Source organism: Caproiciproducens puteiluti (assembly GCF_052442865.1).
In the GTDB taxonomy this organism is placed as follows: domain Bacteria; phylum Bacillota; class Clostridia; order Oscillospirales; family Acutalibacteraceae; genus Caproiciproducens.
Genome location: NZ_CP194790.1, coordinates 2418456 through 2442803 on the forward strand (window position 1 = coordinate 2418456; position 24348 = coordinate 2442803).

19 protein-coding genes, 6 tRNA genes and 3 rRNA genes are annotated in these 24348 nt (G+C 46.7%); 12 read left to right on the forward strand and 16 right to left on the reverse strand.

From position 1 onward, the window contains the following. Nucleotides 1–312: 312 nt before the first annotated feature. On the reverse strand, nucleotides 313–2187 hold the full coding sequence (locus tag ACRQU7_RS11790) for a BglG family transcription antiterminator (RefSeq protein WP_444641050.1): 1875 nt from the start codon (nucleotides 2185–2187) through the stop codon (nucleotides 313–315). 314 nt (nucleotides 2188–2501) lie between these two features. On the opposite strand from ACRQU7_RS11790, the gene ACRQU7_RS11795 reads away from it, so the two are divergent. The 11 genes from ACRQU7_RS11795 (at nucleotide 2502) to ACRQU7_RS11845 (ending at nucleotide 12194) form a co-directional block, all read left to right on the forward strand. Further along, entirely contained in the window at nucleotides 2502–2759 is a 258-nt protein-coding gene (locus tag ACRQU7_RS11795) for an HPr family phosphocarrier protein (RefSeq protein WP_444641052.1), read from the forward strand. A gap of 50 nt (nucleotides 2760–2809) precedes the next feature. Further along, nucleotides 2810–3112: a PTS lactose/cellobiose transporter subunit IIA gene (locus ACRQU7_RS11800; RefSeq protein WP_444641054.1), complete on the forward strand. Its 303-nt coding sequence runs from the start codon at nucleotides 2810–2812 to the stop codon at nucleotides 3110–3112. Between the two features lie 33 nt (nucleotides 3113–3145). Beyond that, nucleotides 3146–3439, forward strand: coding sequence for a PTS sugar transporter subunit IIB (locus ACRQU7_RS11805; protein ID WP_141825453.1), 294 nt, complete (start codon nucleotides 3146–3148; stop codon nucleotides 3437–3439). A gap of 37 nt (nucleotides 3440–3476) precedes the next feature. Continuing rightward, nucleotides 3477–4745 carry a PTS sugar transporter subunit IIC gene (locus ACRQU7_RS11810; RefSeq protein ID WP_444641056.1) on the forward strand — a complete coding sequence of 423 codons (1269 nt, stop codon included), beginning with the start codon at nucleotides 3477–3479 and terminating at the stop codon, nucleotides 4743–4745. Continuing rightward, nucleotides 4742–6514 carry an adenine deaminase gene (locus ACRQU7_RS11815; protein WP_444641058.1) on the forward strand — a complete coding sequence of 591 codons (1773 nt, stop codon included), beginning with the start codon at nucleotides 4742–4744 and terminating at the stop codon, nucleotides 6512–6514. The genes ACRQU7_RS11810 and ACRQU7_RS11815 overlap by 4 nt, the downstream gene beginning before the upstream one ends. 69 nt (nucleotides 6515–6583) lie before the next feature. Next, nucleotides 6584–7291: a purine-nucleoside phosphorylase gene (gene deoD, locus ACRQU7_RS11820; protein ID WP_444641060.1), complete on the forward strand. Its 708-nt coding sequence runs from the start codon at nucleotides 6584–6586 to the stop codon at nucleotides 7289–7291. Nucleotides 7292–7354: 63 nt separating this feature from the next. After that, nucleotides 7355–8374: a Gfo/Idh/MocA family protein gene (locus ACRQU7_RS11825; RefSeq protein ID WP_444641062.1), complete on the forward strand. Its 1020-nt coding sequence runs from the start codon at nucleotides 7355–7357 to the stop codon at nucleotides 8372–8374. Nucleotides 8375–8425: 51 nt separating this feature from the next. Next, complete coding sequence (locus tag ACRQU7_RS11830) at nucleotides 8426–8743, forward strand: PTS sugar transporter subunit IIB (RefSeq protein WP_444641064.1); 318 nt, start codon at nucleotides 8426–8428, stop codon at nucleotides 8741–8743. 54 nt (nucleotides 8744–8797) lie between these two features. Beyond that, nucleotides 8798–10204: a M24 family metallopeptidase gene (locus tag ACRQU7_RS11835; protein ID WP_444641066.1), complete on the forward strand. Its 1407-nt coding sequence runs from the start codon at nucleotides 8798–8800 to the stop codon at nucleotides 10202–10204. A gap of 24 nt (nucleotides 10205–10228) precedes the next feature. Beyond that, nucleotides 10229–11911, forward strand: a complete 1683-nt coding sequence (ptsP, locus tag ACRQU7_RS11840) for a phosphoenolpyruvate--protein phosphotransferase (protein WP_444641068.1) — start codon at nucleotides 10229–10231, stop codon at nucleotides 11909–11911. Between the two features lie 94 nt (nucleotides 11912–12005). Further along, on the forward strand, nucleotides 12006–12194 hold the full coding sequence (locus ACRQU7_RS11845; protein ID WP_279230985.1) for a XapX domain-containing protein: 189 nt from the start codon (nucleotides 12006–12008) through the stop codon (nucleotides 12192–12194). 822 nt (nucleotides 12195–13016) lie between these two features. Here ACRQU7_RS11845 and ACRQU7_RS11850 read toward each other — a convergent pair. The 11 genes from ACRQU7_RS11850 to ACRQU7_RS11900 all read right to left on the reverse strand — a co-directional run bounded on the left by ACRQU7_RS11850 (nucleotide 13017) and on the right by ACRQU7_RS11900 (nucleotide 20052). Continuing rightward, nucleotides 13017–13160 carry a PfkB family carbohydrate kinase gene (locus ACRQU7_RS11850; protein ID WP_444645591.1) on the reverse strand — a complete coding sequence of 48 codons (144 nt, stop codon included), beginning with the start codon at nucleotides 13158–13160 and terminating at the stop codon, nucleotides 13017–13019. Beyond that, on the reverse strand, nucleotides 13138–13401 hold the full coding sequence (locus tag ACRQU7_RS11855) for a hypothetical protein (RefSeq protein WP_444645652.1): 264 nt from the start codon (nucleotides 13399–13401) through the stop codon (nucleotides 13138–13140). The genes ACRQU7_RS11850 and ACRQU7_RS11855 overlap by 23 nt, the downstream gene beginning before the upstream one ends. Nucleotides 13402–13568: 167 nt before the next feature. After that, nucleotides 13569–13645 (reverse strand) — tRNA-Ile (locus ACRQU7_RS11860). 384 nt (nucleotides 13646–14029) lie between these two features. Further along, nucleotides 14030–14105 (reverse strand) — tRNA-Asn (locus ACRQU7_RS11865). Between the two features lie 7 nt (nucleotides 14106–14112). After that, nucleotides 14113–14229: ribosomal RNA gene (gene rrf / locus ACRQU7_RS11870) — 5S ribosomal RNA — on the reverse strand. A 219-nt stretch (nucleotides 14230–14448) separates the two neighbouring features. Continuing rightward, nucleotides 14449–14523 (reverse strand) — tRNA-Glu (locus ACRQU7_RS11875). A gap of 61 nt (nucleotides 14524–14584) precedes the next feature. Next, a tRNA-Lys gene (locus ACRQU7_RS11880) sits at nucleotides 14585–14660 on the reverse strand. Between the two features lie 132 nt (nucleotides 14661–14792). Continuing rightward, nucleotides 14793–17624, reverse strand: a 23S ribosomal RNA gene (locus ACRQU7_RS11885). A 333-nt stretch (nucleotides 17625–17957) separates the two neighbouring features. Then, nucleotides 17958–18034 (reverse strand) — tRNA-Ile (locus ACRQU7_RS11890). Nucleotides 18035–18162: 128 nt separating this feature from the next. Next, nucleotides 18163–18238: transfer RNA gene (locus ACRQU7_RS11895), tRNA-Ala, on the reverse strand. A 252-nt stretch (nucleotides 18239–18490) separates the two neighbouring features. Further along, nucleotides 18491–20052: ribosomal RNA gene (locus ACRQU7_RS11900) — 16S ribosomal RNA — on the reverse strand. Together the 16S, 23S and 5S rRNA genes with 6 tRNA genes alongside form the textbook arrangement of a ribosomal RNA operon. A 423-nt stretch (nucleotides 20053–20475) precedes the next feature. Between ACRQU7_RS11900 and metA the strand changes: the two genes are divergently transcribed. Beyond that, nucleotides 20476–21399 carry a homoserine O-acetyltransferase MetA gene (gene metA, locus ACRQU7_RS11905; protein ID WP_444641070.1) on the forward strand — a complete coding sequence of 308 codons (924 nt, stop codon included), beginning with the start codon at nucleotides 20476–20478 and terminating at the stop codon, nucleotides 21397–21399. Nucleotides 21400–21448: 49 nt separating this feature from the next. Here metA and ACRQU7_RS11910 read toward each other — a convergent pair whose 3' ends face one another. The 4 genes from ACRQU7_RS11910 to ACRQU7_RS11925 form a co-directional block, all read right to left on the reverse strand. After that, the gene (locus ACRQU7_RS11910; protein ID WP_038324751.1) at nucleotides 21449–22099 is read right to left on the reverse strand and encodes a sigma-70 family RNA polymerase sigma factor; all 651 of its coding nucleotides are present in this window, start codon (nucleotides 22097–22099) and stop codon (nucleotides 21449–21451) included. A 1-nt stretch (nucleotide 22100) separates the two neighbouring features. Further along, nucleotides 22101–22550 carry an anti-sigma F factor gene (gene spoIIAB / locus ACRQU7_RS11915; RefSeq protein ID WP_038324752.1) on the reverse strand — a complete coding sequence of 150 codons (450 nt, stop codon included), beginning with the start codon at nucleotides 22548–22550 and terminating at the stop codon, nucleotides 22101–22103. Further along, nucleotides 22537–22869, reverse strand: a complete 333-nt coding sequence (locus ACRQU7_RS11920) for an STAS domain-containing protein (protein WP_038324753.1) — start codon at nucleotides 22867–22869, stop codon at nucleotides 22537–22539. The genes spoIIAB and ACRQU7_RS11920 overlap by 14 nt, the downstream gene beginning before the upstream one ends. A gap of 156 nt (nucleotides 22870–23025) precedes the next feature. Further along, on the reverse strand, nucleotides 23026–24318 hold the full coding sequence (locus tag ACRQU7_RS11925; protein WP_444641073.1) for a bifunctional folylpolyglutamate synthase/dihydrofolate synthase: 1293 nt from the start codon (nucleotides 24316–24318) through the stop codon (nucleotides 23026–23028). Nucleotides 24319–24348 lie beyond the last annotated feature (30 nt).

A 24348-nucleotide genomic window follows, 5' to 3' on the forward strand; every position in this document is an offset into this window, starting at 1 on the left:
TCTCGTTTATTAAGACAAGCCAGACCTTTACCGGTCAGTATGTTGACTTGACGCGCAAAACCTGCGCAAACTACTCCCTCACGAGCATTTTGAATTGTTAGCCTATTATAACATTTCAATAAGATGCCGTCAAGATAGAAAAACTGTTACAAAGCAACGGTCAATTTCTCAGTAACAAGAGTCAATAGTCTAAGGTATAACGGTTCGATCATCGCGGTGGAAATCAGCTTGCTGCCGGCTGGTTTGCTATGGCTATCAGGCGAGAAAACATCGCGGAAGGAGCAAACGTCCTTATCCATCCGTAGGCGTAATTTAGTACTCCAATAATTTCATAAACTCTTCAAAATTAGTGATAGAATTTAATTTTAATAATTTCTTTTGATTAGACAAGACGCTTGCAAGGCCATCAAATAAAGGCCGAAAAGCCGATTTGTCTTCTTTGTTCAGAGCGACAAAAAACACAAAATTCACTTTTTGCCGTCCCCACTGAATTCCATTTGGATTTATTAATATGGCGATTTTACTTTGCAGCGCGTTGGAATCAAAGGCGTGGGGAAGAGCAAAAGTGTTCATAAAACAGGTATCATCCATTTCCTCCCTTTTGAGAACAGAAGGGAGGAAATCGGTATCAACCGCACCTTGCAACTGTAGATGCAAGTCGAGAAATTTCAATACAATATCCCGTGTGTCAAGATCTATTTCATAAAAAAATAATTTCCTATCAAAACAACGTCGGGCAAGAGCAAAAAATTCCTTGAGATTCCGTTTTTCTACAATATTAGAGATCGCCATCTGGATATTGACCTTATCTTTTTCCGTGAGTAAAGGTGTAATCTGACAGTATTCATAGGAGCCATTCGGTATCATGGGCTGCGTGGTAATCAGAAGATCCGTTTTTGCGGCATTTAAGGTGGCGGCATTATTTACCGTTGTGACCTGAATCTGATTTTCATATTCCATATTGATTTTATTGACGATATATTTTTCAACCGGAGAATAGTTGGACGCATATAACGATACAAAAATCTTTTGATCCTTATAGGATGCGGCTTCAACCGCAAAACCGATATGGATGCTTATAAGAGAAATTTCGGATTCCGGAATCAGCACCTGAAAAGCATCGGATAATTTCATGCAGAAATAAACCGCCACGTCATAAATAAAAACAGAAGAATCTTTTATGGAAAATGGGGTTGAAAAGAAACAACTGTTGCCGGTTTTCAACCTCCTGAGCAAAACAAGAATATGATTAATAAATATTGGCAAAAATCTGGAAAAATCGATACTAATGGAATAGTATTGGAAAGCGCTTAGGATGAGTTCCTCAATTTTTTTGCGGTCGTAATCCATTTTGGGCTGTCCGTGAGTACCTGCTTTCGGGTGGTTTGGAACAACAATGCCCTGCAGGGTAGAGGCAACAATCTTAATATAAAAATCATTACACTCAATCCCCGTATGTTCTATGATATATTGGGCAATTTTTTCTTCCGGTGTCCCTTCAGTACCCCCCTCCCCTTTCTCATCTTCCAGAGGGGTCCCTATGGACAAGCTTGCAAAAATATTAATAAACAGGTTTGTTTCATAGTAAGACGGCAAGTGGCAGTCGAAATAATTAATTGCCTCCATGATCAGGGCCGCTTCCCTATCAATATCCTTGATCTGAGGAAAGAAGCGCTGATAATCATGGATATCATGGAATAAAAAATCTGTCTCTTGATAAATGATACTCAGAAAGAGCCGTCTTTTGTTATATTCACTGCCCTCGACTACGAGGGCATTATTTTTTCTTTTAATGACGACATGGTAAGAAGACGCAAAAGAATTCAAATCTTTAACCTTGTTTTGTAATGCAGAGGAAGAATAATTAAAGCGATCCGCAATTAAGTCAAAATTAGCAGGTTCCGAGGCCAGCAATATATGCTGAAGGATTGTGTAGTTATTATTAAAGCTGCTGGAATCCGTAGCAAAAGAATCGGGCAGAAGACCTAAATCCTGATTTTGGATATAAAAACCTTCTTGATCGGCATCAATCAGGTTTGCCTTTAGATTCATATTAATCTTTCTTATTTCGTTACGGACCGTCTTATCGGATACTTGTAACAGCCTTGCTAAGACCTCACCTTTTGTTTTCCCTCTGGAAACCAGATGGACAATAATTGTTCGCTGCCGTTCGTTAAATTCTTTCATCAGCAATCAAATTTCCTTTTTGTTACTAAACTATAAAAACCTAAAAAGCTTTCATCAAAGATAAAAACAATCTTTTATGCGAAAACCATAGATATAATTATTGTTATTGTAAGTTATTCCATAAAACTTGTAAATACAGAGATTTTCCAGCCGAGTAGAAAAAATGACATCTGCGCGGGAATCTGAAAATTTTCAACCCTGCTGTTTCTAGAGAAAAAGGCAGTTTGAGTATAAAGTAATGATGCCCTATAATAGTAAACAATTTCAGATAATTACAATCAATTTGACGTAGTCGTCATGAGGAGGTGAAAACGGTGAAACAATTTACCTATACCGTAAAAGATAAAGTCGGTATTCACGCTCGCCCAGCTGCACAGCTGGCAAGAGCTTTGGCTCCATACAAAAGTACCGTCCTGATTGAAAGAAACGGGGAAAGAGTCAGTGCAAAAAAAGGAATAGCGATTATGGGTCTGGCCATTAAATACGGGGAAACCGTTTCTTTTATCTTGGAAGGAGAAGATGAAACCGAGACATTATCGGCACTGAGAGAATTTTGTTGCCAGAATATTTAAAATGGCAATGTACGCTCTCTTAATTTTAAAATTGCAGAAAGGGAAAAAATATGTACGATGAAGAATTAATGCAAAGCATCGCTTTCAGCGGAGATGCCCGCTCCATGTATTTGGAGGCACTTGAGCAATTCCGCCTCGGAAAGTTTGAAGAAGGAAAGGAGTTGATGAATAAAGCAAACGGACAACTGCTGGAAGCCAAAAAGAACCACGCTGAAATCATTTCCAAAGCGGTTACCGATGAAAATTTGAAGGTCAGTCTTCTAATGGTCCATGCAGAGGATCACATTAACGCAACACAGGTCATCCGCGACCTTATGAATACCTTTTGCTATCTATTCGAAAAAAGCTGTTAAAAACAAATAAAATAAAGATGGGGGTGAATCGACTTGAAGAAAATATTGTTGGTCTGTAACGGAGGCTATTCCACGGCAATCATGGCGAAGAAGATAAACGAAACGGGAGAGTTTGACGTAATCGCTAAGGGCGAAGCAGAATATCTGGATTATATTGACGGATGTGACTTAATTATGGTCGGGCCGCAAATACGGCATATGGTGCCCACAATCAAAAAGGAAACGAATGGCATAGCACCTGTTATTTCGATTAATCCGGTCCATTATGGGACAATGAATGTCGTGGAAGTAATCAAAGCTGCAAAGGCTGAGCTGGGGGAAAACTGACAAAAAAGTCGTTCAAACGTTTAGAGGAGGCAAAAAGATGGAAGAAAAGATTATGACGATCGCAAATCGTTTGGGAAATCAAAGGCATTTAAGAGCAATCAGGAACGCATTTATGTATATCCTCCCCATCACAATGATGGGCGGGCTGTGTGCGGTTCTCAGTTCCGCGCCGGTTACAGACAAAACAACAAACAGTTTTTTATTGGCATGGGGTAATTTTGTTTCTGCAAACAGTATGATTTTTTCCTGGATTAATACTTTAACATTGGGCGCGATCGCTATTTACTTGGCAATTGCAATTTCCTATAATTTATGCAGACATTACAAAATAGACCCTATCATCCCTGTACTGCTGTCAATTACAGGAGTGATGATGCTTACTATCAATCCACAGAAACTTGCTTTTGACGGAAAGGTAGTGGAAATATCTTATATTGACGGCAAGGGAATCCTGGTAGGAATTTTTGTGGGTATCGTAACAGTGGAATTGTTCCGATTTTTGAAAGAGAAAGAATTCGGCGTCATCCGTTTGCCGGATAACGTGCCCGGGTCTCTTTCACAGACCTTCGCGTCTTTAGCCACAAGTATGGTCATCATGATACTCTATATTATTATTTTTACAATTTTCAACAAATGCGGTACTACCTTGGCTATTTGGCTTACACAAGTGATCGCTCCGGCGGTAAAAGGAACGGACAGCCTGTGGTTTATTTTGTTTATGGTATTCATCATTAATCTTGCGTGGCTTTTCGGCATTCATAACGCAACCTTTTGGGGTCTTATGGGACCGATTATGTATATGAGTTTGTCTGCAAACGCAGGAGCACAGATGGCAAATCAGGCCCTTCCTTCCATTCTGACAGAATCCTTCTGGGCATATTTCATTTGCATCGGAGGAACCGGACAAGTATTGTCCCTCGCAATTCTTCTGTGCCTCTCAAAACATAAGGAATTAAAGACGGTGGGCCGTCTTGGAATTGCACCGGCCTTCTTTGGCATATCGGAACCGATTGTGTTTGGCCTGCCAATGATGTTAAACCCGATTTACCTGATTCCGGGAATCGGCACAGGACTTGTAAACGCTACCCTTGCTTATCTGGCAATGTCGACCGGGCTCATCCACAAGACGTACGCTATGCTTTCCTGGAACATGCCGAGTATCTTCGGAGCCTGGTTATCGACGGGAGATTTCAAGGCGTTGGTCGTGAATGTTATATGCCTGGTTCTCGATATCCTGATTTATTTGCCGTTTGTAAAAATGAATGAGCGGCAGTTAAAGAAGGAGAGCGAGGCAAATCCCGCATGAAAGCTCTCTCATTTGATGCGGAAGTGATCAAAGCCGCAGCACTGGACCTTTCGCTGAATGACTATGTCATTCAGAATATAAAAATTGTAAATGTTTTTACCGGAGAAATTCTGCCCGGGAAAATCTATGTAAAAAACGGATATATTTCCTATGTGGATTATCAAAACGGCAGTCTGCCGGACCGGTTACAGGTTATTGACGGAAAAGGGCGTTATGCGGTTCCGGGCTTTATTGACAGCCATGTACATATTGAAAGTTCCATGCTGAACCCAGAACATTTTTCTCAGGTGGTTGTCCCCTTCGGGACAACCACTGTTGCCTGTGATCCGCACGAGCTGGCAAATGTTTTTGGGGTGGAAGCTTTTGACTATTTTATCAATGTCAGCGACGACCTTCCTATGAGAATGCTTGTCACGCTTTCTTCCAGCGTCCCTTCGGTGGAAGGATTAGAGCACAGCGGCGCTTCAATTTATGCGAAAGACATTGGCCCCTTCCTTTCCAACCCCAACGCAATTGGGCTGGGTGAGGTCATGGACTATGAAGGCATTCTGAAAGGCGCAAAAAAAACCATGGACCTGATTCAGGCAACACAAAAGGCCGGGAAATATGTTCAGGGCCATTGCCCGAAATTATCCGGACAGAAATTAGCCGCGTATCGTTTGTGCGGACCGGAATCGGATCACGAATCCTCATCTTATGAGGAATTGACTGAAAAATACCGCCAGGGCTTTTATATTGATCTGCGTGACAGCAATACCAACAAGCGGCTTAGCATGTTCGCTGAAAAAATCAAAAGCTGGCCCAATAAGGACCGGTTTACCCTGTGCAGCGATGATAGAAGATGCAGCATCACATTAAAAGAAGGCCATATCAATGCGATTATCAGAAAGGTAATAAAAGCGGGCGTGGATCCCATAGACGCAATCCGCATGGGGACACTGAATCCGGCAAGGGAGCTAAAGCTGGACCGCTTAGGCGCGTTGGCTCCGGGGTATCTGGCTGACATTGTTTTCGTGGATTCCCTTGAGGAAATGTCCGTTTCCGGTGTCATTCACTGCGGAGAAACAGTAGCTGAAAACGGCAGTCTTACATGGTCCGGACAAGCGCGGAGCTGTGATCTTGAAAAAGTAAACATGCTTCGGGTCCCTGAAATCGCAAAAGAAGACTTTCTGCTGAAAAGCTCCGATTCATTTTCCGACAGGGCGCATGTTAACGTCATGGAATATGAATCGTATACATCCTCCTTTACCAGCATCGTTCCTCAATGGCTCCCCGTGAAATCCGGTTATATTGACCTGAGTGAAGAAAAAGACGCCATGTACGCCATCGTGATCAACCGGTACGGATTGCCGCTGAAGTCCATTGCAGTCGTTAAAAAGTTCGGCATTACCCACGGTGCTGTCGCTTCCAGCGTATCTCACGATTCCCATAATATTGTAATCGTATATGACTGTGCGGACAATGCGTACCTTGCTTTATGTCAACTGGAAAAACAAAAAGGCGGCATGGCTGCGGTCGAAGACGGGAAAGTAATCGCTTCACTGCCTTTGCCCATCGGGGGCCTTATGTCGGACAGGACCGCGCCGGAAGTAGCAGTGCAAATCGAAGCGATGGATGAAGCAAACCGCAGGCTGGGAAATGTCTATCTGGGGAATCCGACATCAAGAATTACGATTCTTTCCTTGCTGGCATGCCCAGCGGTAAAACTGTCGGATATGGGCTTAATTGATGTGGAAAAGCAAAGATTGATTCCCTTATTTGCTGACTAAGCAACCATAAAACAACCACTCCAGCCCATGGATGATTAAAAATGATGAAATCAGGAAGGAACTGAAAATATGAGCACACATATCGGGGCGGAAAAAGGAGAAATCGCCGACAGAATTTTATTGCCCGGCGATCCTCTAAGGGCGAAATTCATTGCTGAAAATTTTCTGGAAAGTCCCCGGCAATTTAATAATATCCGCGGAATGCTGGGATATACGGGATTATACCGTGGGGCCAGGGTCTCCGTTATGGGTACCGGAATGGGAATGCCTTCAATCTCTTTGTATGCCTATGAATTGATCCGGTACTATGATGTAAAAAAATTGATTCGTATAGGAACGGCAGGAGCCCTGAATGAAAAAGTCCACATCAGGGACCTTATTCTGGCACAGGGTGCCGCAACAACCTCCCGGATTATCCAAAAGGACTGGCCAAATTTGGACTTCCCACCAATCGCCGATTTTAATCTGCTCTATAAGGCATATCAGATCGCCAGCGAACGGAAGTGTCAGGTCCATGTTGGGAATGTTTTGTCCGTGGATCTACTTCACTCGGACTTTATACAGGAAAATTTAAAGTTGGGACAATACGGAGTTCTGGCCGTGGAAATGGAAACCGCCGCGCTCTATTATTTGGGAGCGAAATTAGGTGTTGAAACTCTTGCGATTCTAACTGTCTCAGACTCCCTTGTGTCGCAGGAAACGACGTCTGCGGAAGAACGCCAAACCAGTTTCCTTGAAATGATGTCTGTAGGCTTTGAAGCGATAATTAGTGAATAGCTTCGTTTAAAGGAGCTAAAATTTTGAGAGATACCTGATTGGAAATGAAAGGAGAACTTCATTATGCTAAGGTTAGGAATTGTGGGGACAGGCTGGATAAACAGGGAATTTGCGGACGCCGCCATTCAATCCGGAAAATATGAAATTACGGCTGTCCTCTCACGAAAGCGCGAAACGGCGGTTTCCTTTTCCAAGGAATTTGGAAGCTCACAAACAAAGCTGTTTTCTGATCTTCATGAATTTATGCGGGAACCCGGATTTGACGTGGTCTACATTGCCTCTCCAAACAGCCTGCATTTTGCTCAATCAAAACTGGCTTTGGAATGCGGTAAACATGTTCTGGTTGAAAAACCGGCTGTTTCCAATCCGATGGAATTAGCGCATCTCATTTCGTTGGCGGCTGAAAAAAATTTGTATTACATCGAAGCGATTCGCAATGTCTACGAGAAAAACTTTCAGAAAATCAAAAAATTGATCGTCGAGCCGGAAGAAGTAACGGGTGCCAATTTTACATATATGAAATATTCTTCCCGGTATCATCTGGTTTTAGAAGGACAAGAACCCAACGTCTTCTCTCTGCAATACTCCGGAGGAGCCCTGACGGATTTGGGGATTTATCTCGTATATGCGGCTCTTGAATTGTTTGGGAAACCATTGGATGGAACATATATATGTGATAAGATAGTAACGGGTGTGGATGGAACGGGAATCATCATATTGAATTACCCAGCCTTCCGCGTTTGCTGTCAGGTGGGAAAAGTCGGAGACTCTTTTTTACCGTGCGAGATTTATACAAAAAAAGGCACGGTCCTTTTGGACGGTATTCAGAGTGTTTCCGATATTAAAATATGGAAACGGGACGCAAAAACAACAGAAACGGTTCTTTCCTCCGCTCTTGGCAACCCGCTGGCGGAAGAAGCCGCCGTATTCGCACAATGGATTTCTGAGTTTCCAAGTCCGCAGGTATGTTCGGAGTATCAATACGCCACACTTCGAACAAAAATGGCTCACGAGCTTTTGTTTCAATTGCGCCGGCAGGCCGGAATTTCTTTCCCGGCAGATCGGTTAACGTCCGTTTTATAGAAGGAAAACAAAGACTGTTTCACGCACCACTTTGGGGAGGGGAAAATTTTTATGATTCATGTTCTGCTGGCGTGCTCAGCCGGACTAAGCACAAATATCATGAAAAAAAAGGTGGAAGAATCTGCAAAAGCGAAACAGATTGACATTTCTGTAAAAGCAGTCGGACTGGAAGAGATTCAAAGCCATTTGGAAGGATGCGATGTGGTGCTGCTCGGCCCTCAAATACGATATCAGATGAAAGAAATTCGAGAAGTAATCGATCGGTGTTCCCCCAAAACCAAGCTGATGAGTATGGACACGGCAGACTTTGGAATGATGCGCGGCGAAATCGTACTGCAAAAAATGATGAACCTATTGGGTTTGTACTGAATCCGCCCAGGATAAGAACCAAATGGAAAGAATGATATGTAAAGGATTTTATTTATGAATGGACATTATAAAAGCAGCTTATTCGTATTGGAAGATATCGTACGGATACAAGAGCATGAACCGGTATATCCGGTCAGTTTAAGTGATAAAACCATGGAAGAACGGCTTAAAAAAGTTCTTGACGCGATGAAGGAAAGACAGTTAGACGTTCTTATCATATATAATGACCTGGAGCACGGCTCCAATTTTGAATATCTGACCGGATTTTTGACGCGTTTTGAAGAGGGCGTCCTGGTATTGCATCGGACCGGAGAAGCGTTTTTGCTCCTGGGAAATGAAAATATCAAGATGCAGAAATACAGCCGTATCCCCGCGGCGCTTATCCACGTGCCGTTTTTTTCCTTGCCAAATCAGCCGATGAAAGATGATCGCTCTATTACAGCGTATTTTCAAGAGGCACAAATCCGTCCCGGACAACAGGTGGGTGCGGTAGGTTGGAAAATGTTTACCAGCGGCATAGAAAAGAACAGAAAAATCTTTGACATCCCCCACTACATTATAGAAGCGGTGCAGCAGCTTGCGGGACAGGAAAATGTCGTTAATTGCTGCGATTTGTTTATCGGCGGGGACGCCGGAGTAAGAATTACCAATAACGCGAATGAAATCGCCCATTACGAGTACGGTTCTTCTTTGGCCAGCGACGGTGTAGCAGCGGCTTTGGATCATGTGGAAGAAGGAATCACGGAACTGGAACTCGGCACTTATTTAAACTCGGAAGGTCAGCGCAACAGTGTCGTGACAATTGCCGCTACCGGAGAGCGCTTTATAAATGCCAATTATTATCCGACCGATAAAAAAGTACAGCTTGGGGACAGGATGTCTTTAACCGTGGGCTATAAAGGCGGGCTGACCAGCAGAGCGGGCTACGCGGTGGAGCAGGAAGATCAGCTGCCCGAGCAGGAAAGGGACTATATCAAGAAGATCGCGGCGCCTTATTTTGCCGCGATAACCGCATGGCTGGAGAATATTCGCATCGGGATGAGCGGGAACGAAATGTATCGCTTAATACAGGAAGTTCTGCCGCAGGACGTCTATCATTGGGAGCTTAACCCCGGACATCTAATCGGGGACGAGGAATGGATGTCATCTCCTATTTACCCGGATTCCAGAGAAATTCTAAAAAGCGGTATGCTTTTACAGACAGATATCATTCCCAGTATGCCGGGATATGGCGGGGCAGGATGCGAAAGCGGAATAGCATTAGCGGACAAAGTGTTAAAAGAACAAATCAACAGGGAATATCCCGCACTTTATGATCGCTTTTTAAAAAGGAGACGGTATATCCAGGAAGTCCTGCAGATAGAGCTTTCGGAAGATGTTCTTCCAATGAATGATACCGTCGCATACTATCGTCCCTTTTTCGTGAACAAAGCGCTGGCTTTTAAGAAAAGTCGAAGATAGAATATACCTATAGGAGAAAAAACTATGCACAAGGGCATGCAATACTATCAAGGAGAAATATTTTCAAAAGGGATCGCAATTGGAACGATTCTGGAGATGGAGCAAGAGAACAAGCCTGTCGTCAAACAGCATGTCGGGGATGCAGAAGCAGAGGAAGAAAGGTTCGAAAAAGCAAGAGAAGACGCAAATATTCAATTGGAAATGCTCTATCAAAAGGCTTTTGAAGAAATAGGAGAAGCAGACGCAGAAATTTTTCAAGTGCAACAGATGATATTGGAAGATGAAGATTTCACGGATGCGGTTTTAGATATCATACGGAATGAGCATGTGAACGCAAATTATGCTGTTGTGCAGGTCGGTAAGCGCTTTTCGGATCAGTTTGCTTCCATGAATGATGAGTATATGCAGGCGCGGGCCGTTGATTTTAAAGATATTTCCACCCGATTAAGTGCCATTTTAGACGGAAAAAGAGAACAAGCGGTAAAATTGGAACAACCCGTTATTGTCGTAGGGAATGACCTATCACCCAGTGCAGTTATGCAAATGGATAAATCGAATATCTTGGCTTTTGTGACGAGAGAGGGTTCTAAAAATTCACACACTGCTATTTTGGCGCGTATGCTGAATATCCCGGCCCTGATCTGCTCAGGACTGCCGCAGGGCGTAAACGGATACACAGCCATTATAAACGCACTTGACGGGCGAAAAACGAAAGGTGAGTTTCCTGACACAGGGACTTCAGAAATATGGAATCCCGGCACTGTTTGTTTGGAACCCGAGCCTTCTGTTATGGAGCTCGCTGAAACAATCCGGCAAAAGGAAAGAGACGAAAAAGAGTCGCTTCATGCATATATAAGCCGAAAGACACAGACGAAAATCGGAAAGAAAATCGATTTATATGCGAATATCGGAGGCGTTGAAGATTTAAAATCGGTTTTGGAGAGCGGTGCGGAGGGCATCGGCCTGTTTCGGAGCGAGTTCCTCTATCTTCAGAAGGAGGACTTCCCCTCTGAGGAAGAACAGTTCCAAATATATAAACAAGTGGCACAGTCGATGGGTTCAAAAAAAGTAATCATCAGGACATCGGATATAGGAGCGGATAAACAAGTCGGATATTTCGGCTTGGATAAGGAGGAAAATCCCGCGCTGGGTTACAGGGCGATCCGTATCTGCCTTCAGGAAGAGAGCATTTTCCGTACGCAATTAAGAGCGATTTTACGGGCGAGTGCTTTCGGAACCGTTTCTATTATGATTCCAATGGTTATTTCTCTATGGGAAGTCAGAAGAACAAAAGAAATTCTAAAAGAGATCAAAAAAGAATTGAAAGAGAGTGGTGTTAAGGTCGGGAATGTGGAATTCGGAATTATGGTGGAAACCCCCGCCGCAGCGCTGATTGCCGACGAGCTGGCAAAAGAAGTCGACTTCTTCAGCATCGGAACAAACGATCTGACACAATATACATTGGCTATTGACCGTCAAAATTCAAAACTGGACAAGTTTTATGACTCGCACCATCCCGCGGTAATGAGGTTAATCCAAAGAGTCATCGACTGCGGCCATAAAGAAGGCATTTGGATTGGAATTTGCGGGGAACTTGGTTCCGACCTGACGCTGACAGAAACCTTCATAAAAATGGGTGTGGACGAGCTGTCGGTTGCTCCCTCTATGATTTTGCCGGTTCGTAAAGCTGTTTGTGAAATTCAGTAAAGTTGGCGAAACCGATTTTCCATGCCCGAACGGCAATTTGACGGATACCTGGTACGGTAAACAGAGGATGGATTTCAGTCGTTAGTATAACATCTTGGAGGAATTTATTATAAAAGAAATCATTTTAGCCCTGATTACGGGTCTGATCGTAGGGTTTATTTTTAAACTCGTAAAACTTCCCATTCCCGCTCCTTCGGTCCTGGCGGGTGTCGTAGGAATTGTTGGCATCTATTATGGCGCAAAATTGGCCGAATTGGCCATTGGCATCTTTTTCAAGCAATGATATCTGAAATTGAATTCGTAATGAAACCAACAAAAAGTAGACACTATGGATATCTCCATAGTGTCTACTTTTCTTTTATCATTGAGCTAAAGTCCAATGGTCTGAATTTGGGACCGAAAGTCTCCTGAAGGCAGAAAAACAAACCTCAAATTCAAACCGCGATCAATTTGTTTTTTCGCTTGCCCAACTGGTTTCTTCCAATCTGTACATCGGAAAGTGTGTTTCTTAATAGCTGGTGGCAATCTCATGTGCTTCCATTTTAACGCTCTTTATATATGTCTTTGCATAAAATGCTGTTCCTGCTTAATCATCGGCAAGCCCGTCGGCTTGAAGCGGCTGACGACCTAAGCCAAATAGATAAAAGCTCCTGAAGGCTTCTGTTGAGGCGAAAAGCTGCCTTCTGAATAATTGCTTACCGCCAGACGTCTATCTTTCGGACACACTTTCCTCCTTCTTCTGAGCCCCTATCGATTTGTGCTTTTTTTCTTGATGAAAATTGAATAAATAGGAATTGCCTTGCTCCGCAGCCTTAACACGATAAATGTGTACAGACAGGCGTACACGGCACCAATCTCCATAGCAATGATTACACCCAGTACGGCGGTAAAATAGCCTCCAGCACACCGCAATCGCGCACATCAGCATAATACCTTCTGTGCCCAATAAAAAAGCAGCCCATAAGTATTTTTCAACAAGAGACTACTTATAGAAAGACAGTTTCTTTTTGGAGAATACCAAAGAGCTGACAATCACTTATTAATGGAATTCCATATAGGAACTTCAACATCCCTTTGCAATATAGATTTAGTAGGTTTCTATCGGCTAGGCTGTCCGCACGCCTTCTCTGGTAACGCTGTTCCCGGCCACCACAGTAGCTATTTCTATTGATTTAGCCATTGAGTACCCTTCTGCAAGAAATACAACCAGAGAGCTGATAAATGCATCACCTGCGCCAGTAGCGTCCACTGGTGAAATTGGCTGCTCCAAAGTTGATTCCTTTTTGGCGATTCATATAAAAACATCCGTTAGGCCCCAAAGTAGCAATAATATTTTGCAGCCCATGGCTTAAGAGAATTTTTGCCTTTGCTCTCAAATTCCGGCCGTCAGGTACCAACTGATGCAGTTCCGTTTCGTTAGCTGCCAGCATATACAGTTCTTCCAACATATCCTGATTAAAACCATCTGCTGGTGCAGATTTAAGAATCACCTTGATATTCTTTTTACGACACCTTTTCCTTCGGGCCAAAGTTAGATGATTGTATCAGCAGAATTTTTCAGTATGCCCTTAGCATTTTTATTAACAGAGTGGGCAGAGCATGCAATAAAAAACCGCACCAAACAGCCAACAAATGGCTGCCTGATACGGTTTTTGTTTGGTGGGCCATCAAGGACTCGAACCTTGGACCGACCGGTTATGAGCCGGTTGCTCTAACCAACTGAGCTAATGGCCCGTATTAAAAACGAAGGACAGAAAAGAATTCTGTCTAACAAAGTGCTTGAATATAATACCACAAATCTGTATAAAAAGCAATCTCAAGTTGTAATTTTTACGGCCCAAATACTGTCATCGAATAAGCAATCCCCTTGTTACAGAGACTAAATAAAAGGCGCAGATCAATATAAGCCAAGTCAATAAGCTTTCTCTCAGATACGCGAAAATATAAAGAACCTCTTTATAAGACATTAAAGAGATTCCTCTTCTCTCCAGGTTATGCTCGCCCCTTGATCCAAGGTCCAAAACAATCCGGCCTGCATTTTCCGACGCCCTGATTGAATCTTTCAGGATATACGGGTAAAACACAAAGACCACCAATCCTGCGACTGATGGTCTTCTCTGGCTCCCCAAGTTGGACTCGAACCAACGACCCTGCGGTTAACAGCCGCATGCTCTACCGGCTGAGCTATTGAGGAATATTTGTGTTGGCACCTTCCTATTGTCCCGGGCCGTTACCAGCCAAGTATCTTCGGCACCAGTGAGCTTAACTTCCGTGTTCGGGATGGGAACGGGTGGACCCTCACCGTCATCAGTACCAACTAAACTTATTGAATTGTAATTCTCCGACTCGGCGGAAACAAAAACGAATTGCTGCAGAACAGAAAATGGTGACCCGTGGGAGGACTTTGCAGTCGGCATATGCCTGCGACGATTACCTCAGACAGCCACTTCGAATCTCTGTCTTTGCTTTCCTGTGGAAGACCGGAGTTCGATTCTCCGACTCGGCGGAAACAAAACTGAATGCCATAGAACAGAAAATGGTGACCCGTGGGAGAATCGAACTCCCGTTATCGGCGTGAGAGGCCGGTGTCTTAACCGCTTGACCAACGGGCCATATCTTTCATACAGTCAGATGCAGAGGCCAGAGGCTCCAGCCCCCGTTCCGACTTCTTAATGGTGCACCATCAGGGACTCGAACCCGGGACACCCTGATTAAGAGTCAGGTGCTCTACCAACTGAGCTAATGGTGCATATGGCAGGTTGAGCCTGCACGCTCCGGATTTTCATCCGCTGCTCTTTGCATTTCACAGGTACATTTGTACACTGAAAACTGAATAAAGGGAAGGAAGCAGAAGTGAGAAATGAGGGTTGCCAAGAAAAATATGGTCAAGCCCTCGGCCTATTAGTACTGCCAAGCTGAATACGTTACCGTACTTACACACGCAGCCTATCAACCTTGTAGTCTTCAAGGGGCCTTACTAGCTTACGCTATGGGATATCTAATCTTGGAGTCGGCTTCACGCTTAGATGCTTTCAGCGTTTATCCGATCCGCACATAGTTGCCCAGCTGTGCCATTGGCATGACAACTGGTGCGCCAGCGGTGCGTCCATCCCGGTCCTCTCGTACTAAGGACAGCTCTCCTCAAATATCCTGCGCCCACGACAGATAGGGACCGAACTGTCTCACGACGTTCTGAACCCAGCTCGCGTACCACTTTAATCGGCGAACAGCCGAACCCTTGGGACCGAATACAGCCCCAGGATGTGATGAGCCGACATCGAGGTGCCAAACCTCCCCGTCGATGTGGACTCTTGGGGGAGATCAGCCTGTTATCCCCAGGGTAGCTTTTATCCGTTGAGCGACGGCAATTCCACTCTCATACCGCCGGATCACTAACTCCAACTTTCGTTACTGCTCGGGCCGTCACCCTCGCAGTTAGGCCAGCTTACGCGTTTACACTCAAAGGCACGGTTTCCGTCCGTGCTGAGCTGACCTTTGAGCGCCTCCGTTACTCTTTTGGAGGCGACCGCCCCAGTCAAACTGCCCGTCTAACAATGTCCCCCGGCCGGATTCACGGCCGCAGGTTAGAATTTCAGCAACTTAAGAGTGGTATCCCAACAGCGACTCCACAAAGGCTGGCGCCCTTGCTTCGCAGTCTCCCACCTATCCTGTACATAAATTACCGAAACCCAATATTAAACTGCAGTAAAGCTCCATGGGGTCTTTCCGTCTTGTCGCGGGTAACCGGCATCTTCACCGGTACTACAATTTCGCCGGGCGGGTAATTGAGACAGTGCCCAGATCGTTACACCATTCGTGCGGGTCGGAACTTACCCGACAAGGAATTTCGCTACCTTAGGACCGTTATAGTTACGGCCGCCGTTTACTGGGGCTTCAATTCAATGCTTGCACATCTCCTCTTAACCTTCCAGCACCGGGCAGGTGTCAGCCCCTATACTTCATCTTGCGATTTGGCAGAGACCTGTGTTTTTGCTAAACAGTCGCCTGGGCCTATTCTCTGCGGCCACATTGCTGTGGCACCCCTTTTCCCTAAGTTACGGGGTCAATTTGCCGAGTTCCTTAACTACCCTTCTCCCGTTGGCCTTGGAATTCTCTTCCTATCTACCTGTGTCGGTTTGCGGTACGGGCGCCGAAGATATACATAAGACTTTTCTCGCCCTGCGCTAAGCATACTTCCCTACTCTAATTTCGGTCCCTTACGCCCGGGTCAACCATCGCCCGGGTTATGCCCTTTGCAGGTGTCCTCTTACTTAAATCTTTTGGCGGCTACGGAATTTCCACCGTATGTGCATCGGCTACGCCTCTCGGCCTCACCTTAGCTCCCGGCTTACTTGGAGCGGACGAACCTTCCTCCAAAAACCTTAGACTTTCGGCCAATATGATTCTCACACATTTCTCGCTACTCATTCCGGCATTCTCACTTGAATAAAGTCCACCAGCGCTTCCGCTCTGACTTCACCCCTTATTCAACGCTCTCCTACCATTCCTTACGGAATCCCAAGCTTCGGTATATGATTTAGCCCCGTTAAATTTTCGGCGCAGGGTCACTCGACCAGTGAGCTATTACGCACTCTTTTAATGAGTGGCTGCTTCTAAGCCAACATCCTGGTTGTCTGTGCAACCCCACATCCTTTTCCACTTAACCATATTTTGGGACCTTAGCTGTGGGTCTGGGCTGTTTCCCTTTTGACAACGAAACTTATCTCACGCTGTCTGACTCCCGTACATCAATTATCCGGCATTCTGAGTTTGATAGGTTTCAGTAGCCTTTCGGCCCCTAGACCATTCAGTGCTTTACCTCCGGTAATCTAATACGAGGCTAGCCCTAAAGCTATTTCGGAGAGAACCAGCTATCTCCGGGTTCGATTGGAATTTCTCCGCTACCCACACCTCATCCGCTACTATTTCAACAGGAGTCGGTTCGGTCCTCCATGGGGTTTTACCCCCACTTCAACCTGGACATGGGTAGGTCACCCGGTTTCGGGTCGAATACAACTGACTTCATACGCCCTGTTCAGACTCGGTTTCCCTGCGGCTCCATCCCTTAAGGACTTAACCTTGCCAGTTACATTCACTCGCCGGACCATTCTACAAAAGGTACCCGATCACCCTTTGACGGGCTCTCGGTGCTTGTAAGCACAAGGTTTCAGGTTCTTTTTCACTCCCCTTCCGGGGTCCTTTTCACCTTTCCTTCACAGTACTGTTCACTATCGGTCACTGGGTAGTATTTAGGCTTGGAGGGTGGTCCCCCCATATTCCCACCGGGTTTCACGTGTCCGGCGGTACTCTGGATACAGCTAGGCGCTTTCCTTTTTCGCATACGTGACTCTCACACTGTTTCGTTGGCCTTCCCATGCCATTCTGCTAAATTCCTGCGTCCACATTGCTGTCCGAACCCCGGGAGTATTGCTACCCCCGGTTTGGCCTCTTCCGCGTTCGCTCGCCACTACTAGCGGAATCTCATTTGATGTCTTTTCCTCGCCCTACTTAGATGTTTCAGTTCAGGCGGTTCCCCTCATACACCTATGAATTCAGTGTATGATAACTGGACATGACTCCAGTTGGATTGCTCCATTCGGATATCTATGGATCAATGCCCACTTACGGCTCCCCATAGCTTTTCGCAGTTAGTCGCGTCCTTCATCGGCTCCCAGTGCCAAGGCATTCCCCTTGCGCTCTTTGTAGCTTGACCATGTGTTTTTTCTTGGTTCTTCTTTAAAAATTTGAAATTGTAGATTTTAAATCTAAAAATAACAAGTTATTTCTCGCTTAATATCTGCTTCTTCTTTATTCAGTTTTCAATGTACACGGCCGCAGGCCGTTTCATCGCGGGACAGCTCCCAGATCAAAAGACCCGTTCTGTCGCGGATTCTACCTTCTGCCGACCTTTTCCACACGATACCCTTTCCTCCACAGAAGTGAATTCAAACTACCGTATGTATTTTTGAGGACTTCCTCCGTTACGCGGGCACTCCGCTTCCTCTTTCAAGTTTGCTTTGTGCGCGGCAAAAACGGACTGTGTCCGTGGTGGGCTTAAGTGGACTCGAACCACCGACCTCACGCTTATCAGGCGTGCGCTCTAACCGGCTGAGCTATAAGCCCATATTCCGGCGTTCAGGTTGTCACCCTTAGCCACATTTTGTTTTGGCTCGTCTTCGCTTCTTTCCGCGTGCACTCATTTCACGTTTCCGTCAAATCTTACCCGCGAATTGTCTGCGGCGACTCGCCGCTGGTGGAGATTAACGGGATCGAACCGTTGACCTCCTGCTTGCAAAGCAGGCGCTCTCCCAGCTGAGCTAAACCCCCATATAAAGGTAGCTTCACTCAGGTGTTCTACCCTTGTTTCCACTTCTCTGAAAGCTCTCTTGCAGTTCTGTGCCGGGAGCCGGTTGTTACCGTCCCGCCACACCGGGGCAATTTCCTGCTGCATTCCTGCGGCGGGCCATTGTCACCGGGCACTGCCCGGGGCCTTCAAAATTAAACAACGATTCGAATTTCGTCTTCCGTAACCGACCTAGGATGTTAGACCAGCCTATTCAGCTGCTCATGTCTCCATAGAAAGGAGGTGATCCAGCCGCACCTTCCGATACGGCTACCTTGTTACGACTTCACCCCAGTCGCCAATCCTACCTTCGGCAGCGCCTCCCTTGCGGTTAGGCTACTGACTTCGGGTATTACCGGCTCCCATGGTGTGACGGGCGGTGTGTACAAGGCCCGGGAACGTATTCACCGCGGCATGATGATCCGCGATTACTAGCAATTCCAACTTCACGCAGGCGGGTTGCAGCCTGCGATCCGAACTGAGACTGTTTTTTAGGTTTTGCTCCACCTCGCGGTCTTGCTTCCCTTTGTTAACAGCCATTGTAGTACGTGTGTAGCCCAGGTCATAAAGGGCATGATGATTTGACGTCGTCCCCACCTTCCTCCGTTTTGTCAACGGCAGTCTGATTAGAGTGCTCTTGCGTAGCAACTAATCACAGGGGTTGCGCTCGTTGCGGGACTTAACCCAACATCTCACGACACGAGCTGACGACAACCATGCACCACCTGTCTCAACTTTCCCCGAAGGGCACCTGATGCATCTCTGCTTCGTTAGTTGGATGTCAAGACCTGGTAAGGTTCTTCGCGTTGCTTCGAATTAAACCACATACTCCACTGCTTGTGCGGGCCCCCGTCAATTCCTTTGAGTTTCAACCTTGCGGCCGTACTCCCCAGGTGGATTACTTATTGTGTTAACTCCGGCACGGAAGGGGTCAGACCCCCCACACCTAGTAATCATCGTTTACGGCATGGACTACCAGGGTATCTAATCCTGTTTGCTACCCATGCTTTCGTGCCTCAGCGTCAGTTAAAGCCCAGTAAGCCGCCTTCGCCACTGGTGTTCCTCCCGATCTCTACGCATTTCACCGCTACACCGGGAATTCCGCCTACCTCTACTTCACTCAAGCTCCACAGTTTCAAACGCAGTCTATGGGTTAAGCCCATATATTTCACGCCTGACTTGCAGAGCCGCCTACGCACCCTTTACACCCAGTAAATCCGGACAACGCTTGCTCCCTACGTATTACCGCGGCTGCTGGCACGTAGTTAGCCGGAGCTTCCTCCTTGGCTACCGTCATTTGTTTCGTCACCAAGGACAGAGGTTTACAATCCGAAAACCGTCTTCCCTCACGCGGCGTTGCTGCATCAGAGTTTCCTCCATTGTGCAATATCCCCCACTGCTGCCTCCCGTAGGAGTCTGGGCCGTGTCTCAGTCCCAATGTGGCCGTTCAACCTCTCAGTCCGGCTACCGATCGTCGCCTTGGTGGGCCTTTATCTCACCAACTAGCTAATCGGACGCGAGTCCATCTTTCAGCGGATTGCTCCTTTGATATTCAGACCATGCAGCCCAAATATGTCATGCGGTATTAGCGTCCGTTTCCAGACGTTATCCCCCTCTGAAAGGCAGGTTACTCACGCGTTACTCACCCGTCCGCCACTAAATTAAGCTCAACACCCACCACTCGGTCAGGTGTCCCCACCAAACTAAGTGTTCGGTGTTAAACTTAATTCCGTTCGACTTGCATGTGTTAGGCACGCCGCCAGCGTTCGTCCTGAGCCAGGATCAAACTCTCTAAAATATTGTATATAATCGCCCGGAGGCGTTTATATCAAAATACTCAGAGTTTTTGAAGAGCTCTAAATACGATACACTAACGTGTATTTTCGTTGTCTTTTAAAGTGACAACCAACTTCGTCCGAAAGTACATTCTATACTCTCAAGTTCATTACGGGTTCCTTAATTCTATCGTTGTTTAATTTTCAAGGTCCTGTCTCCGTCAAACTGTACAAGGAGAACGCTTTGAAGTCTATCATATTTCAGTGGACTTGTCAAGCATTTTGTTCCCGTTTTTCGACGGCTTCACTATAATACCACTTCCATTATACATTGTCAACGCTTTTTTCAGTATTTTATGAAACTTTCAAGATTTTGCTGTATATTGCAGGATTTATAGATGTTTGGTATAATAAACCTATTGTCTCTATTAACAGGAGGGCAGACTATGCCAATCAAAATACAGGAAAACCTTCCGGCAGTGGAAGTGCTGGAGTCGGAAAATATATTTGTTATGACGCATCAGCGCGCGATCACACAGGATATCCGCCCGCTGAAAATCGTGATCCTCAATCTGATGCCCACAAAGATCGATACGGAAACGCAGCTTCTGCGGCTTTTGGGAAATTCCCCTTTACAGGTGGATGTCGAACTGATGCAGATGGCGACGCATATTTCCAAGAATACTTCGGCGTCGCATCTCAATACCTTTTATAAAACATTTGACGAATTGAAGGAAGAAAAATTCGACGGTATGATTATTACGGGTGCCCCTGTCGAAAACCTGACGTTTGAAGAAGTCGATTATTGGGACGAGCTCTGCAAAATTATGGACTGGAGCAGGCGCAACGTCTATTCCACTCTGCACATCTGCTGGGGAGCTCAGGCCGGCCTTTATTATCACTTCGGAGTGCCAAAATATCAGCTGCCCGAAAAGCTTTCCGGCGTATTTCTTCACCATCTGCTCGACTGCCGGCATCCGCTGGTCCGCGGCTTTGACGACGATTTCTTTTCGCCGCATTCCAGAAATACCGAAGTCAGGATGGAGGATATTGAAAAAATAGAGAATTTGATTGTCCTGACCGCTTCGGAGGAAGCCGGAGTCCATATTATCGCCAGAAAGAACGGCAGGCAGTTCTTTGTCACCGGCCACTTGGAGTACGACTGCAACACGCTGTCCAATGAATATTTCCGGGATCTGAGGAAAGGAATCCATCCCCATATTCCAAAACATTATTTCCCGAATGACGACGTCACGCAGGAACCTCCCTTTGTCTGGCGCAGTCACGCAAACCTTCTGTTTATCAACTGGCTGAACTACTATGTATACCAGCAGACACCGTACGATCTGAAAGATCTTACCGATAACTGAAAAGAGCTCTCCGCTGCTGGAGAGCTCTTTTTTTAGTTTATACTGAAACTCACGACAATTTTTCGCGCAATTGATTCAAAATCACTTTTTCACGCCGGGACACCTGTACCTGCGTCATGCCAAGCGCCTCTGCGGTCTGCGTCTGCGTCCGGCTTTTGAAATAGCGGAAAACAATGATGCTTCGGTCTTTGGGCGGAAGCTCCGTAACGACCTGTTTCAGGGAAAGCAGCTCCGCGATTTTGTCGTCGCCGCTTTCCACGCTCACATCGATCTGGCCTCCCCCCTCTTCCGGAGAGGCGGTGAGCGAAAGCGGAAGCTGGGAAGCCCCGAGCGCCTGGGCGGCCTCGGCGGGTTCCACATCCAGAAGCTCCGCAAGCTCGCTGACAGTCGGTGTGCGTCCTTCCCGTTCGCTGAAGGCAGACGATTCGCGCGCGGCGCGCATGGCCAGTTCTTTCAGCCCCCTGCCGACCTTGATTGCGCCCCCGTCACGGAAAAGGCGTCTGATTTCCCCCAGAATGACCGGGACGGCGTAAGTGGAAAACCTGACCCCACGCTCACTGTCGAAATTGTCCACAGCCTTGACAAGGCCCAGACAACCGGCCTGAAAAAGGTCGTCGTATTCCACCCCGCGTCCTTTGAAATGCTTGACGCAGGCGTGTACAAGACCGATATTATCGTTTATTGTCTGCTCTCTGTCCATATTAATGGTTCTTTTCCGTCCGGCGGCGCTGGATGGTCTTACTCATGGTAACCGATGTTCCGCGCCCCGGCTTGGAGGTCACTCTCAGAACATCCATGAAACTCTCCATGACGGCAAAGCCCAGCCCCGCGCGTTCTTCGTCCTCGGAAGTGCTGAAAAGCGGCTGCATGGCCTGTTCGATATCTTCGATGCCGCAGCCCTTGTCCCGGATGCGGATGCTGATTCTGCCGTTCTCGTATAATTTACAGGTTATGTATATGGTTCCTAAGGTGTTGCGGTAGGCGTGGACAATACAGTTGGTAACCGCTTCTGAAACCGCTGTTTTAATATCGCTCAGTTCATCGATCGTAGGGTCAAGCTGTGCGGCAAATGCCGCGACCGCCGCCCTTCCGAAGGATTCGTTCGCCGAACAGCTTGGGAAGGAGACCGTCATTTCATTAATTGGCTTCATGAATCTTCACATCCTTTACAATACTGCATAGCTGGTTTAAACCTGCAAGCGAAACGATTTTTTCTATTTTCGGCTGTAGATTTGCAATTCTGACACTGCCGCCCCAAATCTGCATCAGCTTGCAGCGCCCCATAATCAGCCCCACACCGGAACTGTCCATAAACTGCACCCCTGAAAAATCAAGAGTAAGCAGTTTCGGCTTTACTTTCGACGCCGCCTCGTCAATGGCGCCGCGGATTTCCCGTGCGGAATGATGGTCGATCTCGCCGCTCAGCACAGCGGTCATCTCGCCATCCTTCAGTATTAGTCTGACACCCATGCGGATCCCTCCATGATATATGTAATCTTATTAGTATCGGCAGATTTAAGACCTGTTATTCATGAATTTAGAAAATCGGCAATAAAAAAAGCCCTTAACTATAAAGATAAGGGCTTTTGTGTAAAATTTTACTCGAAATTTGCGGACAGGCTGTTTTTATTTTGCATGAAGCAGATTAACAATGCGCGGCCGGATATCGCCCGCAAGGTAGAGCGAGCCGCAGATCAGCAGCGCGCTGTTCCCATCCAGCAGCGAAAATGCCTTTGCGAGGGCCGCGTCGGCGGTTTGCGCGGGCTCTGCGTCAGTACCGATTTTTTGAAAATGCTCTGCGAGCGATTGTGCGTCCAGCGCGCGGGGACTGGACGGTGCCAGCGTAAACACCTTGGAAAACAGCCCCGTAAAATTCCGTACGGCGCTGGTAACGTCCTTGTCGGCAAGCATGCCCACAATGGCTATGATTTTCCGATCACCGAAATATTTTCCGACCGCTTTCGCCAGCGCGGCGGTGCCGCCGGGATTGTGCGCGCCGTCCAGCACGATCAGCGGGTCGGCGGAAAGCACCTCCATCCGGGAGGGGAAGCTTGCCGAGGAAAATCCCGCCTCAATGCTGTGGTCGGCAATCTGGTACCCCTGTTTTTTCAGTTCCTCGATCACGGCCAGCGCGGTCACCGCGTTTTTGACCTGGTGTTCCCCGAGGAACGGCAGACTGACCAGAAGTCCGCGGTACTCGAGCCCGGTTCCGCTAATATTCATAGACAGCACTTCCACGCTGTCCGTATCGGCCGGGACAAAACGGTTTTTGCGCTCTTCCGCCGTACTCCTGATGACCGCAAGTGCTTCCGGATCCTGTCCGGGCGAGCACACGGTCACGCCGTTTTCCTTGATAATGCCGCATTTTTCATAGGCGATTTTTGCGAGGGTATCGCCCAAAATCGCGGTGTGGTCAAGAGAAATTGACGTAATCACGGACACAAGCGGGGTAGAAATGACGTTCGTCGCATCCAGACGGCCGCCGAGCCCTACCTCCAGTACGACGATATCGCACTGGTTCTCTGCAAACCATTCCATTGCCAGCGCAGTAATCAGTTCAAATTCCGTGATGATCTCGCCGTTCTCCGCCATCTGCTCCACAAGGGGAAAGATTTTTTCCACAAGGGCGCTCAGCTCCTCACGGCCGATCATTTCACCGTTGATCTGCATTCTTTCGCAGAAATCCGTGACAAAAGGAGAAATAAACAGCCCTGTTTTATACTGGGATTTTTTCACTACCGAGGCAATCAGCGCACAGGTGGAGCCTTTCCCGTTGGTGCCGGCCACGTGAACGAATTTCAGTCTGTCCTGCGGATTTCCGAGCAGGGCAAGAAGCTTCTCCACTCTTTCGAGCCCCGGTCTGGAGCCGAAGCGGAGCAGGCTTTCTATCTTTTGAAGCGCTTCCTCATACGTTATCATTTTTACGCCTACTTTTCTGAAAATATATAT